At 69.0% G+C, this 16,065-nt stretch carries 10 protein-coding genes and 1 pseudogene; 6 read left to right on the forward strand and 5 right to left on the reverse strand.

The window, feature by feature from the left end:
- Window positions 1-157 (forward strand): annotated as a pseudogene (locus SZ55_RS08455) (OsmC family protein); the annotation flags it as partial.
- A gap of 58 nt (window positions 158-215) precedes the next feature.
- Here the strand turns inward: SZ55_RS08455 and SZ55_RS08460 are convergent.
- Both SZ55_RS08460 and SZ55_RS08465 read right to left on the reverse strand, forming a co-directional pair.
- Window positions 216-635: an OsmC family protein gene (locus SZ55_RS08460; RefSeq protein ID WP_044404154.1), complete on the reverse strand. Its 420-nt coding sequence runs from the start codon at window positions 633-635 to the stop codon at window positions 216-218.
- Between the two features lie 22 nt (window positions 636-657).
- Window positions 658-1,617 (reverse strand): substrate-binding periplasmic protein, encoded by a 960-nt coding sequence (locus tag SZ55_RS08465; protein ID WP_052807560.1) that lies wholly within the window; start codon window positions 1,615-1,617, stop codon window positions 658-660.
- Window positions 1,618-1,719: 102 nt separating this feature from the next.
- On the opposite strand from SZ55_RS08465, the gene SZ55_RS08470 reads away from it, so the two are divergent.
- Window positions 1,720-2,763 (forward strand): amidohydrolase family protein, encoded by a 1,044-nt coding sequence (locus SZ55_RS08470; RefSeq protein WP_394340254.1) that lies wholly within the window; start codon window positions 1,720-1,722, stop codon window positions 2,761-2,763.
- A gap of 37 nt (window positions 2,764-2,800) precedes the next feature.
- On the opposite strand, the gene SZ55_RS08475 is transcribed toward SZ55_RS08470, so the two are convergent.
- A complete protein-coding gene (locus SZ55_RS08475; protein WP_044404158.1) occupies window positions 2,801-4,141 on the reverse strand; it encodes a TldD/PmbA family protein in 1,341 nt (446 codons plus the stop codon).
- A complete protein-coding gene (locus SZ55_RS08480) occupies window positions 4,141-5,571 on the reverse strand; it encodes a TldD/PmbA family protein (RefSeq protein ID WP_044404159.1) in 1,431 nt (476 codons plus the stop codon). The genes SZ55_RS08475 and SZ55_RS08480 overlap by 1 nt, the downstream gene beginning before the upstream one ends.
- A 237-nt stretch (window positions 5,572-5,808) precedes the next feature.
- Between SZ55_RS08480 and SZ55_RS08485 the strand changes: the two genes are divergently transcribed.
- The 4 genes from SZ55_RS08485 to SZ55_RS08500 are packed head-to-tail and all read left to right on the forward strand — an operon-like array spanning window position 5,809 to window position 14,813.
- On the forward strand, window positions 5,809-7,089 hold the full coding sequence (locus SZ55_RS08485; protein WP_044404161.1) for an MdtA/MuxA family multidrug efflux RND transporter periplasmic adaptor subunit: 1,281 nt from the start codon (window positions 5,809-5,811) through the stop codon (window positions 7,087-7,089).
- Window positions 7,086-10,181 (forward strand): MdtB/MuxB family multidrug efflux RND transporter permease subunit, encoded by a 3,096-nt coding sequence (locus tag SZ55_RS08490; protein ID WP_044404163.1) that lies wholly within the window; start codon window positions 7,086-7,088, stop codon window positions 10,179-10,181. The genes SZ55_RS08485 and SZ55_RS08490 overlap by 4 nt, the downstream gene beginning before the upstream one ends.
- A 37-nt stretch (window positions 10,182-10,218) precedes the next feature.
- On the forward strand, window positions 10,219-13,326 hold the full coding sequence (locus tag SZ55_RS08495; RefSeq protein ID WP_044404165.1) for an efflux RND transporter permease subunit: 3,108 nt from the start codon (window positions 10,219-10,221) through the stop codon (window positions 13,324-13,326).
- Complete coding sequence (locus SZ55_RS08500; protein ID WP_044404167.1) at window positions 13,323-14,813, forward strand: efflux transporter outer membrane subunit; 1,491 nt, start codon at window positions 13,323-13,325, stop codon at window positions 14,811-14,813. The genes SZ55_RS08495 and SZ55_RS08500 overlap by 4 nt, the downstream gene beginning before the upstream one ends.
- A gap of 249 nt (window positions 14,814-15,062) precedes the next feature.
- On the opposite strand, the gene SZ55_RS08505 is transcribed toward SZ55_RS08500, so the two are convergent.
- On the reverse strand, window positions 15,063-16,064 hold the full coding sequence (locus SZ55_RS08505; protein WP_052807561.1) for a DctP family TRAP transporter solute-binding subunit: 1,002 nt from the start codon (window positions 16,062-16,064) through the stop codon (window positions 15,063-15,065).
- Between the last annotated feature and the right edge of the window lies 1 nt (window position 16,065).

Genomic DNA, 16,065 nt, shown 5'->3' on the forward strand with positions numbered 1-16,065 from the left:
CGGCGTGAGCGTGAAGTTGACCCTGCGCGGCGCCCTCACAGACGAGCAGCGCGCCACCCTGCTGCGCATCGCCGACAAGTGCCCGATCCACAAGCTGATGACCACCACCGAGGTGAAGATCGAAACGCGCCTGGCCGAAGGCAACTTCAGCCAGTGACGCCACCGGCTCCGGCGGGCTGAGCGGCAAGCATAGCGCCGCGCCGGAGCCGGTGGCGTCACTGGCTGAAGTTGCCTTCGGCCAGGCGCGTTTCGATCTTCACCTCGGTGGTGGTCATCAGCTTGTGGATCGGGCACTTGTCGGCGATGCGCAGCAGGGTGGCGCGCTGCTCGTCTGTGAGGGCGCCGCGCAGGGTCAACTTCACGCTCACGCCGTAGTGGCCCTCCTTCTCGCGGCTGCTGTCGTGGACCACTTCCACGCCCACGCCGGTCAGCGGGATGTCGTGCTGGCGCGCGTAGTAGGTGACGGTCAGCGCCTTGCAGGCGCCGAGGGCGGTGTCGAAGTAGTCATGGGGTTCGGGCGCGCTGCCTTCGCCGCCCAGGGTCTTGGGCATGTCGGTGAACAACGCGTGGGTTTCGTCGACGCGGATGGCGTGGCGGTAGCCGTCGGCGGATTCGGTGGTGACGGTGATGGTCATCGGCAGTCCTCGGGTCGTGGGTTCATGGGGCTCCCGGCGTGTGCACGGGGGCCTTGGTGTTTGGAGCCTGCAAGCGGGCCGGGTGTTCCCGGGATTTTCCGTCCGCCCTGGCGTTGCGGGCGCTGGCCGGGCGCGCCAGCGGGTCGTACCAGAGCTCCGCGCGGCCGAGGGGCACCGTGTCGGGCAGGTCGGGGTTCTGCAGCTCGATCACCCGGCGCTGGTCTAGGCGGGCGCGGCGGATGCTCTCGCCGTGGGTGCGCTGGAAGAGTGCGTCGTAGCTGCCGTCGGCGATCGCGCCTTCCAGCCCGCGCTCGATGGCGGTCGCGAGGTCGGGGCGTGCCTTCGAGGTGAAGAAGTAGAAGGCGGTGGGGTAGTGCAGCACCAGGTGTTCGTCGACGGCGAGGTCGAGGCCCTGTTCGCGGGCCCGTTTCTCTTCGTCCCAGGCCACCACCACCTCGCGGGGAAAGAGGTCGAAGCGCCCGGCCTGGAGCATGCGGAACAGGCCTTCGTAGCTCGGCGAGGTGAGCACGGTCAGGCCGTTGGCACGCAGGATGGCGGTGTCGGGCCAGTCATGGCGCTGGCCGATGCGCAGCGCCTTGAGCGCGTCCAGGCTGGTGACAGCGGCCAGGCGCTGGGCCTGGTCTGCCCGTACCAGCGGGACGCGCCAGCCGATCAGGCCCTTGTAGATGGGGATGCGGATGGGCGCGAGCACCGCCTCGCGCTCTCGGGTGGTCATGGTCCACATCACCTGGAAGTTGCCGTCGTTCTGCTCCAGGGAGTACTGGGCGCGGGACTGCGGCACCGGTTCGAGGCTGGGCTCCAGGCGGTAGTCGCCGCCGCTGTGGTCCAGGGCCAGCCGCAGCAGCTCGACCACGTACGCCTCCGGGTCGGCACCGTGGGAATGCATCGGGTAGACCAGGCGCTCGGCAGCGCCGACGGTGCAGGCAACACAGGCGAGAAGCAGCGGGAGGCAGCGTTTCATGGCGAAGGCTCTCGTGGCAGCTGGGCAAGCATAATCCGTAAATCCGGTCAGATCATTCTCTGAACCCGGCAAGCGAAGCGCGGGTCTACCTCGGCAAGCACCCTGGAGGACTTTGCCTTGCCCCTGACCCGAACCTGCCTGGCCACGCTGCTGGCGTTCTGCGCGCTGGCGGCGCAGGCGCGTGACTACCACTACAGCGACGCGCACCTGCATTACGTGGACTTCTTCCAGGAAAGCGACGGCATGCGCCCGCTGCTTGAGGCCATGGACAAGGGCGCCATCGACCACGTGATGATTGCCGGCGTGCCGGTGGCCAAGAAGTGGCACGAGGACGAGCCCAAGCGCCCGCGCTACTACGCCGGCGACGATGCCGGCGCCTACTGGTACAGCGCCACCGACGTGCTGGTGGCCGATGCGGTGAAGCGCCTGCCGGAGGCGCAACGCGGGCGCTTCCACCCCTTCCTCAGCGGCTTCAACCCCAACGACAAGAACGCCGATGCCCACATCCGCCGGATGCTGGAGCTGGACCCGGGGCTGTGGCAGGGGATTGGCGAGGTGTTCACCCGCCATGACGACCTCACCGCCCTGATCGACGGCGACACGCCACGGGCCAACAACGAGGCCATGGCCCGCGTCTACCACCTGGCCGCCGAATACGACCTGCCGGTGATGCTGCACTCCAACATCACCTCCAAGCGCGAGCGTAACCCGCTGTACCTGGCGGAGCTGGAAGAGCCGCTGCGCAACCACCCCCACGTGCGCTTCATCTGGGCCCACGCCGGCACCAGCAAGGAGATCCACCGCCACCAGACGAAGCTGGACTTCCTCCTGCCGACCCTGGAGCGCCTGCTGGAGAGCTACCCGAACCTCTATGTGGACCTGTCCTGGACGGTACTGCAGCCCTACCTGCTGGACCGGGACGGCCGCGCCGACCCGCAGTGGGTGGCGCTGGTGAAGCGCTACCCCGAGCGCTTCATGCTCGGCTCCGACGTGGTCGGCCGCTTCGACGGCCTGGGCGAGTACCTGAGCGCCTACGACCCCTTCCTTGATGCCTTGCCCGAGGCGGTGGCGCGCCAGGTGGCACGGGACAACTTCCTCGCCGTGCTGCCGCGCCACGTGCGCCCGGCCAAGGGTACGGCCGACTGAGCCGGCCCGGCCCAGGGCGCCTGGGCCGGGCGGGGGCTCACAGGGTGAGCTGCAGGCGCTTGACCAGGGCGCCGGGGAGCAGGGAGGAGAGGGTCTGGCGTTCGCCGTAGGTGCTGGCGGAGAGGCGCAGCTGGCGTTCGGCGGTGAGGGCTTCGAGCTGCTCGCCGAAGAGGTCGAAGAGGCTGTCGTCGAAGCGCATGGTGCTGACCGGCGCCTGGATGCGGCCGTCCTCCACCCAGAAGGTGGCGAAGCGGGTCATGCCGGTGATGCGGGCGGCGGGCAGGTCGGACCAGTTCAGGTACCAGAGGTTGCCGATGTAGAGGCCGGTGCCGAGGGCGGCGAGGGCGTCCGCCTCGGGCAGGGTGCCGGCGTCCATCACCAGGGCCTGGGGGCTCTCGTCGCCGCTGGCGCCGTTGCCGGCCAGGCCGTATTCACGGGCGCTGCGCGAACCCACCAGGCGACCGGTGAGGCGCCCTTGTTCGATGAGGGCGACATCGCTGCGCGGCGAGCCTTCGGCGGTGAAGGCCGGGGACAGGGCACCGGCCACCTGTTCGTGCAGGCCCAGCAGCGGGCTGAAGCGGGCGCCGTCGCCGTCCAGGCGTTGCAGCGGGCTTTCCTTGGTCGCCAGGGCGCGGGCGGAGAAGCCGCCCCAGCAGAGCATGCCGGTGATCTCCTCCAGCGCCGCCTGGGCGATGTAGGCGCGGTAGCCGCCGGGTGCCAGCACGCGCAGCGGCTTGCCCAGGTGCTCCAGCTGGGCGCGGGCGGCGGCGAAGCGGCGATGGAATTCGTCGTCGTTCCAGCCCTGGCCGGCGTAGTCGGCCTTCACCGCCTGGCCGTTGGCGTGGAACAGGCTGAAGTCGAAGTTGAAGCAATGGGCGCTGTGCCAGCCGAAGGCGCCCCAGCTGTTGGCGAAGCCCCGGTAGAGCGGGCCGGCGGCGTAGATGCCGACCAGGTCCAGGCCTTCGGCGGCGGCGCTGATGCAAGGCAGCACGGCGGCCGGGTCGGGCAGCGGCTGGGTGTCGACGTGGCGCCGCTGCCAGGGCGTGCGGTCGGGCATCAGGTAGGGATCGGGCGGCAACTGGCCGATCACTGCGCGCAGGCGTTCGAGGCCGTCGGCCAGGCGCTGGCGGTCTTCGTCCGGCTGGCCGGAGAGGGTGACGGCCATCTGCGCCTGGCGCTCGGCGGCGATCAGCTGCAGGGTGGCCCCGGCCTGGGACACGTGGCCGGCCTGGCGCACGCGGGCGTGGTTGAAGCGGATGAAGTCGGAGGCCTCGGCGCTGTACCACAGGGTGAAGTCCTCGCCGGGGCGCATGGCCTGGCGCAGGGATTCGGCGAGGGCGGCGAAGCCGGCTTCGCGGGCGTCGATCTGGATGCTCATCAGGCGGCACCTCCGAATACGTCGACCTGGCTGAATACGCAGGCGGGGGAGGCATGGCCCACCCGTACCACCTGGTTGGGCTCGCCCTTGCCGCAGAAGGGGGTGCCGAGCACTTCGAAGGTGCTGGCGTCGCCCACCGCCGCGAGGCTGCGCCAGAAGCTGGCGGAGATGCCCCGGTAGTTGGGGTTCTTCACCACACCCTTGAGCTCGCCGTTTTCGATGAGCTGGCCCCATTCGCAGCCGAACTGGAACTTGTTGCGGGCGTCGTCGATGGACCAGGAGCGGTTGGTGGTCATCAGGATGCCGCGCTCGATGCCGCCGATCAGCTGCTCCAGGCGCTGGTCGCCGGGCTCGATGTTGAGGTTGGCCATGCGGTCGATGGGCGCGCGGTTCCAGCTGCAGGCGCGGCTGTTGGCCACGCCCGGCAGGCCGCTGCGTTGTTGCGAGAGGGCGCCGCCGAGGGGCCGCAGGAGCAGGCCCTTCTCGATCAGCAGGGTCTTCCGGGCGGCGCTGCCGTCGTCGTCATGGCCGTAGCTGGCCAGCTCCTCGGGGATGCCCGGGTCGAAGCTGACGTTGAGCAGCGCCGAGCCGTACTGGTAGTGGCCGCAGTCTTCCTGGCGGATGAAGCTGGTGCCGGCGTAGTTGCGCTCGTCGCCGAGGATGCGGTCCAGCTCCAGCGGGTGGCCGATGGATTCGTGGATCTGCAGCATCATCTGCTCGGGCATCAGCAGCAGGTCGCGCGGACCTTCCGGGGTGTTGGGCGCCAGCAGCAGCTGCAGCGCCTCGTCGGCCACGCGCGGGGCCGCGCCGCGCAGCCCCAGGCGCTGGATGACCTCGGCACCGCCCTGCTGGCCGCCGTGGTAGCCGCCGAAGCTGCGGGTCTGGCTGTCGTGGCCGTCGAAGGCGGTGACGCTGGCGCCGGGGTAGACGAATTGCAGCTCCTGCCAGTGCTCGGCGCCGGCGCTGTTGAGGTAGAGCTGCTCGTGGCGGTCGACGCTGAGCAGCAGGGTCCAGTTGACCAGGCGCGGGTCGGCGGGCACCGCGGCGGATTCCTCGCGCAGCAGTTCGATGCGCTCGGCGATGCCGGGCAGCGGCTGGTCGAGGCCGGGGGAGCGGTAGTCGGCGCGGCCCTGGGGCGGCGCGACGCGGGCGTCGACCAGGTTGTACGGGGCGATCAGCCGGGCGCGCGCTTCGGCCAGGTCGAGGGCGCGCTGCAGGCCGGCGGTGCTCAGGTCGCTGGTGGCGGCGTAGGCTTCGACGCCGCCGATGCGCACGCTGAGCATGGCGCCCAGGTCGCTGGAGAAGAACGGCGGCTCGGCGACGTTGCGCCGTACCTGGCAGTGCTCGCCGCTCTGGCGGACGATGCGCAGGGCGTGGAAATCGGCGCGGCTGCGCAGGGTGGAGAACTGCTGCTTGAGTCGTTCGAACACGGGGCACTCCCAGGAAGCGGAAAGGCGAGCGCGCATGGTCGCGCGGCACGCGCGGATGGACAAGAACGGGGGCGGAAAGGTGTTGTGACATTTGCACGGTGGGTCGCCGAGGGCCGTCATCGCTCAAGGGCGCGACTTCGCTGGAGTCAGGAATGGGTAAATAGGCGGTAAAGAGGCTTTGCCTGGCCCCGCCGAGTGCTTATCGTGCACGCTCTCGCACGAACCGACCGCAGAATCATGCCCTCGATCCAAGACCCGCACGCTCGTCCCGCCCGGCGCTGGCCGCTCATCCTCGTCTGTCTGTTCGCCCTGGTGGCGCTGATCTGGTGGCTGTGGCCCGCCGCCTCCGGCCACAAGGCCGAGGAGCCCCGCACCCGTCCGGGAGCGGCCGGCATGGCGCGCCCGGGCTTCGGCCCGTTCAGCGGCCCGGTGCCGGTGCGCGTGGCCGCCGCCACCCAGGGTGACTTCCCCGTCTACTACAAGGCCCTCGGCACGGTCACCGCGCTGAACACAGTGAACGTCAAGGCCCGCGTCAGCGGCGAGGTGGTCAAGCTGGCCTTCGAGGAAGGGCAGCAGGTCAAGGCCGGCGACCTGCTGGCGGTGATCGACCCGCGCCCCTACCAGGTCGCCCTGCAGCAGGCCGAAGGCACGCTCTTGCAGAGCCAGGCGCAGCTGAAGAACGCCGAGATCGACCTGGCCCGCTACCGTGGCCTGTACGCCGAGGACAGCATCGCCAAGCAGACCCTGGACACCCAGGAAGCGCTGGTGGGCCAGTACAAGGGCACGGTCAAGGCCAACCAGGCCGCCGTCGCCGAGGCCAAGCTGAACCTCAGCTTCACCCAGGTGCGCGCGCCGGTGGCCGGCCGCGTCGGCCTGCGCCAGGTGGACCTGGGCAACCAGGTCGGCACCGGCGACACCACGCCGCTGGTGGTGATCACCCAGAACCGCCCCATCAGCGTCACCTTCACCCTGCCGGAGAACCAGTTGCCTGGCGTGGTCAGCCGCTTCCGCAGCGGCCAGGCGATGCCGGTGGAGGCCTGGGACCGGGGCGACACCCTGAAGCAGGCCGAGGGCGTGCTGCAGAGCCTGGACAACCAGATCGACACCACCACCGGCACGCTGAAGTTCAAGGCGCGCTTCGCCAACGACAGCGAGACCCTGTTCCCCAACCAGTTCGTCAACGTGCGCCTGCTGGCCGACACCCTGGCCCAGGCCGTGCTGGTGCCCTCGGCTGCGGTGCAGTTCGGCAGCCAGGGCACCTTCGCCTACGTGCTGGACGGCGAGAAGAAGGTGCGCGTGCAGAAGCTCGAAACCGGCCCCAGCGACGGTGAGCGCACGGTGATCCGCAGTGGCCTCAAGGCCGGCGAGCGGGTGGTGCTGGAAGGTACCGACCGCCTGCGCGACGGCAGCGAGGTGGAAGTGGTGCACGACAGCGATGCCGTGCCGGCCGCGCCGAGCGAGCAACTGCAAGGCGCCGACAAGGGCGAGCAGGGCGGCAAGGCTGAACAAGGCGTATGAACATCTCCCGCCTGTTCATCCTGCGGCCGGTCGCCACCACGCTGAGCATGCTGGCGATCCTGCTGGCCGGCCTGATCGCCTACCGCCTGCTGCCGGTGTCGGCGCTGCCGGAGGTGGACTACCCGACCATCCGCGTGATGACGCTCTACCCGGGGGCCAGCCCGGACGTGATGACCAGCGCCGTGACCGCGCCGCTGGAGCGCCAGTTCGGGCAGATGCCGGGGCTGGACCAGATGTCCTCCACCAGTTCCGGCGGCGCCTCGGTGATCACCCTGCGCTTCAACCTGGACGTGCAGCTGGACGTGGCCGAGCAGGAAGTGCAGGCGGCCATCAACGCCGCCACCAACCTGCTGCCCAATGACCTGCCGGCACCGCCGGTCTACAACAAGGTCAACCCCGCCGACACCCCGGTGCTGACCGTGGCGGTGATGTCGCGCACCTTGCCGCTGCCGCAGCTGCACACCCTGGTGGACACGCGCATGGCGCAGAAGCTGTCGCAGATCAGCGGCGTCGGCATGGTCAGCATCGCCGGCGGCCAGCGCCAGGCGGTGCGCATCAAGGTCAACCCGGAGGCGCTCGCGGCCAACGGCCTGAACCTCTCCAGCGTGCGTTCGCTGATCACCGCATCCAACGTCAACCAGCCCAAGGGCAACTTCGACGGCCCGACGCGCACCTCCATGCTGGATGCCAACGACCAGCTGAAGTCGGCGGACGAGTACGCCAACCTGATCCTCGCCTACAAGAACGGTGCGGCGCTGCGCCTGAAGGACGTGGCCACCATCGTCGAAGGCGCCGAGAACGAGCGCCTGGCCGCCTGGGCCAACCAGAACCAGGCCGTGCTGCTGAACATCCAGCGCCAGCCCGGCGCCAACGTCATCGAGGTGGTGGACCGCATCCAGGAGCTGCTGCCGAAGATGACCGCCAACCTGCCGGCGGGCCTGGACGTGATGGTGCTGACCGACCGCACCCAGACCATCCGAGCCTCGGTGCGCGACGTGCAGCATGAGCTGATGCTGGCCATCGCCCTGGTGGTGATGGTGACCTTCCTGTTCCTGCGCCGCTTCAGCGCCACGCTGATCCCGTCCATTGCCGTGCCGCTGTCCCTGGTGGGCACCTTCGGGGTGATGTACCTGGCCGGCTTCTCGGTGAACAACCTGACGCTGATGGCGCTGACCATCGCCACCGGCTTCGTGGTGGACGACGCCATCGTCATGCTGGAGAACATCGCCCGCCACCTGGAGGAGGGCGCCACGCCGCTGGAGGCTGCGCTCAAGGGCGCCCGGCAGATCGGCTTCACCCTGATCTCCCTGACCTTCTCGCTGATCGCGGTGCTGATCCCGCTGCTGTTCATGGCCGACGTGGTGGGGCGGCTGTTCCGCGAGTTCGCCATCACCCTGGCGGTGGCCATCCTGATCTCCCTGGTGGTGTCGCTGACCCTGACGCCGATGATGTGCGCGCGGCTGCTCAAGCCCGAGCCGGAGGAGAAGGAGCAGGGCCGTTTCTACCGCGCCAGCGGCGCCTTCATCGACGGCATGATCGAGCGCTATTCCCATGGCCTGCGCTGGGTGCTGCGCCACCAGGTGCTGACCCTGCTGGTGGCCCTGGGCACCCTGGCGCTGACCGTGGTGCTGTACCTGGCGGTGCCCAAGGGCTTCTTCCCGGTGCAGGACACCGGCGTCATCCAGGGCATCACCGAGGCGCCGCAGTCGGTGTCGTTCCGCGCCATGGGCGAGCGCCAGCAGCAGGCGGCCGAGGTGATCCTCAAGGACCCGGCGGTGGCCAGCCTGACCTCCTACATCGGCGTCGACGGCGACAACGTCACCCTCAACAGCGGGCGCATGCTGATCAACCTCAAGCCCCACGGCGAGCGCGACGTCACCGCCAGCGAAGTGATCCAGCGCCTGCAGCCGCAGCTGGAGCGCCTGGTGGGTATCCGCCTGTACCTGCAGCCGGTGCAGGACCTGACCATCGAGGACCGGGTCAGCCGTACCCAGTTCCAGTTCAGCATGGAGTCCCCGGACGCCGAGCTGCTGCGCGAGTGGACCGGCAAGCTGGTGGACGCCTTGCGCCAGCAGCCGGAGCTGTCCGACGTGGCCAGCGACCTGCAGGACAAGGGCCTGCAGGTGTACCTGGACATCGACCGCGACATGGCCGGGCGCCTGGGGGTGGAGGTCTCGGCCATCACCGATGCGCTCTACGACGCCTTCGGCCAGCGGCAGATCTCCACCATCTTCACCCAGGCCAGCCAGTACCGCGTGGTGCTGGAGTCCGCCACCGGTGATCGCATCGGGCCCAAGGCCCTGGAGCAGCTGCGGGTGGCCGGCACCGACGGCGTGCAGGTGCCGCTTGCGGCCCTGGCGCGCATTCAGGAGCGCCAGTCGTCCCTGGTGGTGAACCACATCAGCCAGTTCCCGGCAGTGAACCTCTCTTTCAACCTGGCGCCGGGCGTGGCCCTGGGCGAGGCGGTGCAGGTGATCGAGCGGGTGCAGCAGGACATCGGCCTGCCGGAAGGCATCCAGACCCGCTTCCAGGGCGCGGCGGCGGCCTTCGAGGCCTCGCTGTCGAGCACGCTGCTGCTGATCCTGGCGGCGGTGGTGACCATGTACATCGTCCTCGGCGTGCTCTACGAGAGCTACATCCACCCGGTGACCATCCTCTCCACGCTGCCCTCGGCCGGGGTCGGCGCCCTGGCGGCGCTGCTGCTGTCGGGCAATGACCTGGGGCTGATCGCCATCATCGGCATCATCCTGCTAATCGGCATCGTCAAGAAGAACGCGATCATGATGATCGACTTCGCCCTGGAGGCCGAGCGCCACCAGGGCATGGCGCCGGAGGAGGCCATCTACCAGGCGGCGCTGCTGCGTTTCCGGCCGATCCTGATGACCACCCTGGCCGCGCTGTTCGGCGCCGTGCCGCTGATGCTCGCCAGCGGCTCCGGCGCGGAGCTGCGCCAGCCCCTGGGCCTGGTGATGGTGGGCGGCCTGCTGGTGAGCCAGGTGCTGACGCTGTTCACCACGCCGGTCATCTACCTGTTCTTCGACCGCCTCTCACGGCGCTTCACCGGCCGCAGCGCGGCAGGGGTGGCGGCATGATGCGTCTCGTGCCGGCTGCCCCGGCCGGAGCGGCGCCGTGAACCTGTCCGCTCCCTTCATCCGCCGGCCGGTGGCGACCCTGCTGCTGAGCCTGGCGATCATGCTGCTGGGCGGCATGAGCTTCGGCCTGTTGCCGGTCTCCCCGCTGCCGCAGATGGACTTCCCGGTGATCACCGTGCAGGCCAGCCTGCCCGGCGCCAGCCCGGAGATCATGGCCTCCAGCGTCACCACGCCGCTGGAACGCTCCCTGGGCACGCTCTCGGGCATCACCCAGATGACCAGCCGCACCAGCCAGGGCTCGACGCGGATCATCATCCAGTTCGACCTGGACCGGGACATCAACGGCGCCGCCCGCGACGTGCAGGCGGCCATCAACGCCTCGCGCAACCTGTTGCCCAGCGGCATGCGCAGCATGCCCACCTACAAGAAGGTCAACCCCTCCCAGGCGCCGATCATGGTGCTGTCGCTGACCTCCGACGTGCTGGAGAAGGGCCAGCTGTACGACCTGGCCTCGACCATCCTGGCCCAGAGCCTGTCCCAGGTTAAGGGCGTGGGCGAGGTGCAGATCGGCGGCAGTTCGCTGCCGGCGGTGCGGGTGGAGCTGGAGCCGCAGTTGCTCAACCAGTACGGCATCGCCCTGGATGACGTGCGCAAGACCATCGCCGCCGCCAACCAGCGCCGCCCCAAGGGCGCGGTGGAAGACGCCGAGCGCCACTGGCAGGTGGGCGCCAGCGACCAGCTGGAGAAGGCCGCCGACTATGCGCCGCTGATCCTCCGCTACCAGGACGGCGCGGCCCTGCGCCTGGGCGATGTGGCCAAGGTGCGCGACGCCGTGGAGGACCGTTACAACAGCGGCTTCTTCAATGACCAGGACGCGGTGCTGCTGGTGATCAACCGCCAGGCCGGCGCCAACATCATCGAGACCATCGAAAGCATCAAGGCCCAGTTGCCGGCGTTGCAGGCGGTGCTGCCGGCCAGCGTCAAGCTGAACCTGGCCATGGACCGCTCACCGGTGATCCGCGCGACCCTGCACGAGGCCGAGCGCACCCTGCTGATCGCCGTGGCGCTGGTGATACTGGTCGTCTACCTGTTCCTCGGCAGCCTGCGCGCCTCGCTGATCCCGGCGCTGGCGGTGCCGGTGTCGCTGGTGGGCACCTTCGCGGTGATGTACCTGTGCGGCTTCTCCCTCAACGTGCTGTCGCTGATGGCGCTGATCCTCGCTGCCGGGCTGGTGGTGGACGACGCCATCGTGGTGCTGGAGAACATCGCCCGGCACATCAACGAGGGCATGCCGCCGTTCAAGGCGGCGCTGCAGGGCACCCGCGAGGTGGGCTTCACCCTGCTGTCGATGAACCTGTCGCTGGTGGTGGTGTTCGTCTCCATCCTGTTCATGGGCGGCATCATCGACCGCATGTTCCGCGAGTTCTCGCTGACCCTGACGGCGGCCATCCTGGTGTCGCTGCTGGTGTCGCTGACGCTCACGCCGATGCTCTGCGCGCGCTGGCTCAAGCCCCACGTGCCGAATGCCGACAGCCGCATGCAACGCTGGAGCGAGGCCATCCACCAGCGCATGACGCGGCTCTATGACGTGAGCCTCGGCTGGGCCCTGCGCCACCCACGCCTGACCCTGGCCAGCCTGCTGGTGACCATCGGCCTCAACGTCGCGCTCTACGTGATCGTGCCCAAGACCTTCCTGCCGCAGCAGGACACCGGCCAGTTGATCGGCTTCATACGGGGTGATGACGGCCTGTCGTTCAGCGTGATGCAGCCGAAGATGGAAACCTTCCGCCGCGCGGTGCTCAAGGACCCGGCGGTGGAGAGCGTGGCCGGTTTCATCGGTGGCAGCGGCGGCATCAACAACGCCTTCATGATCGTGCGGCTGAAGCCGATCAAGGAGCGCCAGCTTTCTGCCCAGAAGGTGATCGAGCGGCTGCGCAAGGAAATGCCCCAGGTGCCCGGCGGCCGGCTGATGCTGATGGCCGACCAGGACATCATGACCGGCGGCTCCCGCGAGCAGCGCAGCTCCCAGTACGAGTACGTGCTGCAGGCCGGCGAGCTGGCCGACCTGCGCACCTGGCTGCCCAAGGTGACCGACGCGTTGAAATCCCTGCCTGAGCTGACCGCCATTGACGCGCGGGAAGGCGAGGGCGCCCAGCAGGTGACCCTGAAGGTGGACCGGGACGCGGCCAAGCGCCTGGGCATCGACATGGCGATGGTCACCACGGTGCTCAACAACGCCTACAGCCAGCGGCAGATCTCCACCATCTACGACACCCTCAACCAGTACCAGGTGGTGATGGAGGTGAACCCGAAGTACGCCCAGGACCCGTCGACCCTGGAGCAGGTACAGGTGATCACCGCCGACGGCCAGCGCGTGCCGCTCTCGGCCATCGCCCGCTACGAGCGCAGCCTGGAGAACGACCGGGTCAACCACGAGGGCCAGTTCGCCTCGGAGAGCATCTCCTTCGACCTGGCGCCGGGGGTGAGCCTGGACCAGGCCACCGTGGCCATCGAACGGGCGGTGGCGGCCATCGGCATGCCCAGCAGCGTGATCGCGCGCCTGGGCGGCACCGCCGACGCCTTCGCCAGCAGCCAGCAGAACCAGCCGTGGATGATCCTCGCCGCGCTGCTGCTGGTGTACCTGGTGCTGGGCATTCTCTACGAGAGCTACATCCACCCGCTGACCATCCTCTCGACGCTGCCGTCGGCGGGGGTGGGCGCGCTGCTGACCATCCAGCTGCTGGGCGGCGAGTTCAGCCTGATCTCGCTGCTGGGGCTGTTCCTGCTCATCGGCATCGTCAAGAAGAACGCCATCCTGATGATCGACCTGGCGCTGCAACTGGAGCGCAACGACGGCCTGTCGCCGGCGGAATCCATCCACCGCGCCTGCCTGCTGCGCCTGCGGCCGATCCTGATGACCACCCTGGCGGCCATCCTCGGTGCCGTGCCGTTGCTGATCGGCGGCGCCGAGGGCGCGGAGATGCGCCAGCCGCTGGGTGTGACCATCATCGGCGGCCTGGTGCTGAGCCAGATCCTCACCCTCTACACCACCCCCGTGGTCTACCTGTACCTCGACCGCCTGCGCCATCGCTTCAACCGCTGGCGCGGCGTGCGCACCGACGCTTCGCTGGAGACACCGCTATGAACCCCCATGCCCGCCTTCTGTTCCCGGCCCTGGCCCTTGCGGTCGCCCTGGCCGGCTGCGCCGTGGGCCCCGACTACCAGCGCCCGGACGCAGCCAGCGCTGCCCAGTTCAAGCACGTGGAGGGCTGGAAGGCCGCCGCGCCGGCCGACACCCTGGCCCGTGGCGCCTGGTGGGAGCTGTACAACGACCCGGTGCTGAACGACCTGCAGCAGCGCCTGGAGCGTTCCAACCAGACCCTCGCCCAGTCCGTCGCCCAGTACCGCCAGGCCCAGGCGCTGGCCCGTGGCGCGAGTGCCTCGTTCTTCCCCTCGGTGAACGCCAACGCCAGCAAGACCCGCTCCGGCCAGGGCGGCAGCAGCAGCACCGTGCGCCTGTCCGACGGCTCCACCGTCAGCAGCGGCGGGGGCAGCGGCGCCATCTCCAACAGCTACAGCGCCACCCTGGGCGTGAGCTGGGAGCTGGACCTGTGGGGCAAGCTGCGCCGCCAGCTGGAGGCGGACGACGCCAGCCTCCAGGCCAGCGCCGCCGACCTGGCGGCCGTGCGTCTCAGCCAGCAGTCGCAGCTGGCGCAGAGCTACCTGCAGTTGCGCGTGCTCGACGCCCAGAAGCGCCTGCTGGACGCCACCGTCGAGGCCTACAAGCGTGCCCTGAAGCTCACCGAGAACCAGTTCCGCGCCGGCATCGTCACCCGTGCCGACGTAGCCCAGGCCACCACCCAGCTGAGAAGCACCGAGGCCCAGGCCATCGACCTGAAGTACCAGCGGGCGCAGCTGGAGAACGCCATCGCTGTGCTGATCGGCGAGCCGCCGTCGGCCTTCAGCCTGGCGGAGGTGGAGGGCATCCCCAGCCTGCCGGCGGTTCCGGCCCTGGTGCCGAGCCAGTTGCTGGAGCGCCGCCCCGACGTGGCTTCGGCCGAGCGCAAGGTCATGGCCGCCAACGCCCAGATCGGCGTGGCCAAGGCCGCGTACTACCCGAGCCTCAACCTCACCGCCAGCGGCGGCTACCGCACCAGCAGCCTGCACGACTGGATCACCACGCCCAACCGCTTCTGGTCCATCGGCCCCGAGTTCGCCCTCAACCTGTTCGACGGCGGCCGCATCCGCTCCCAGGTGGAGCAGGCCGAGGCCAGCTATGACCAGACCGTCGCCACCTACCGGCAGACCGTGCTCACCAGCTTCCGCGAGGTGGAGGACTACCTGGTGCAACTGGCCGTGCTGGAAGAGGAGAGCGGGGTGCAGCAGCAGGCGCTGGACGCCGCCCGTGAGGCCCTGCGCCTGGTCAGCAACCAGTACAAGGCCGGCACGCAGGACTACAGCAGCGTGGTCAGCAGCCAGGCCACGGCGCTGTCCAACGAGCGCAGCGTGCTCACCCTCACCGGCAGCCGCCTCACCGCCAGTGTGCAGCTCATCGCCGCCATGGGCGGTGGCTGGGATCGGGCCGGGTTGGAGCAGGTGGATGCGGATGATAAGGACCTGCCGACCCGCTAGGCTTTGTACGACAAGTGCCTGCGCATCGGTGATGCTGCGTTGAAAACGCTCTCAGAATGCTCATTTACAGCACGTAAACTGCGCTTCTTCGAGCGTTTTCGCCTTGCCTGACCTTCGCTCGACGACTTTTCGTACAGAGCCTACGGCCTGCATGCTGTCTGGTGGGTGACGGGGGCGGATCGAGCGCTGCCGAGGGTTGGGCAGCAGCGGGGTAGGCCCGGCGCGGCGAGTGCCGGCCGGGCGAGGGGGTCAGCGGGACTTGCGGTTGACCACCTGGGCGGCCTTGACGATGTCTTCGCCGATGTCGGGGGTGTACTGGTCCCAGACCGGCTTCATGGCGGCACGCCAGGCCGCGCGCTCCTCGGGGGTGAGGGTGATGATCTGGGCCTTGCCGGCCGCCTGGATGCGCTGGCGGTCCGCCTGGTTCTGCTGGGCGGCGGCGTTGTTCACGGCGAAGGTGACCTCGTCGATGATGGCTTCCAGCTCGGTGCGGGTCTGGTGCGGAATGGCGAACCAGAAGCGCGAGTTGCTCACCAGCATGTAGTCCAGGGCGCCGTGGTTGGTCTCGATGATGTAGGGCTGCACGGTGTCGAGGTTCTGGCTGGCGAAGTTCGACCAGGTGTTCTCGGTGCCCTGTACCTGGCCACCCTTGAGCGCGTCGAAGGTCTGGGCGAAGGGCATGGGCACGGCCTTGGCGCCGATCTGGGCGAACTGCGACTCCAGCACGTTGGATGCCTGGATGCGGAAGGCCAGGCCCTTGGCATCCGCCGGGGTGTGCAGCGGGCGGTTGGCGGAAAGCTGCTTCATGCCGTTGTGCCAGAAAGCCAGGCCGATGATGTTCTTGTCTTCCATGGCGCGCAGCAGCTGGCGGCCCTTGGCACGCTTCTGGAAGCGGTTGACCGCGTCCTGGTCATCGAACAGGAAGGGCAGGTCGAACAGCTGCAGCTGCTTGGTGTACTGGTCGAACTTGGCCAGGGAGGGGGCGAGCATGTCCACCTTGCCGTCCTGCAGGGCCTGCAGCTCGTCGGCATCGCCGAACAACGTGGAGTTGGGGTAGACCTCGACCTTCACCAGGCCGGGCAGGCGTTTCTCCACCAACTGCTTGAACAGCAAGGCGCCCTGGCCCTTCGGGGTGTCGTCGGCGACGACATGGGAGAAGCGGATGGTGATGGGGCCGGTTTCCGCCGCGAGGGCGTGGCCGCTGGCGAGGGTAAGCGCGCAGGTCAGGGCAGCGATGTACTTCTTGATCATG

It is taken from the genome of Pseudomonas sp. FeS53a (assembly GCF_000931385.1).
GTDB classification, from domain to species: Bacteria; Pseudomonadota; Gammaproteobacteria; order Pseudomonadales; family Pseudomonadaceae; genus Metapseudomonas; species Metapseudomonas otitidis.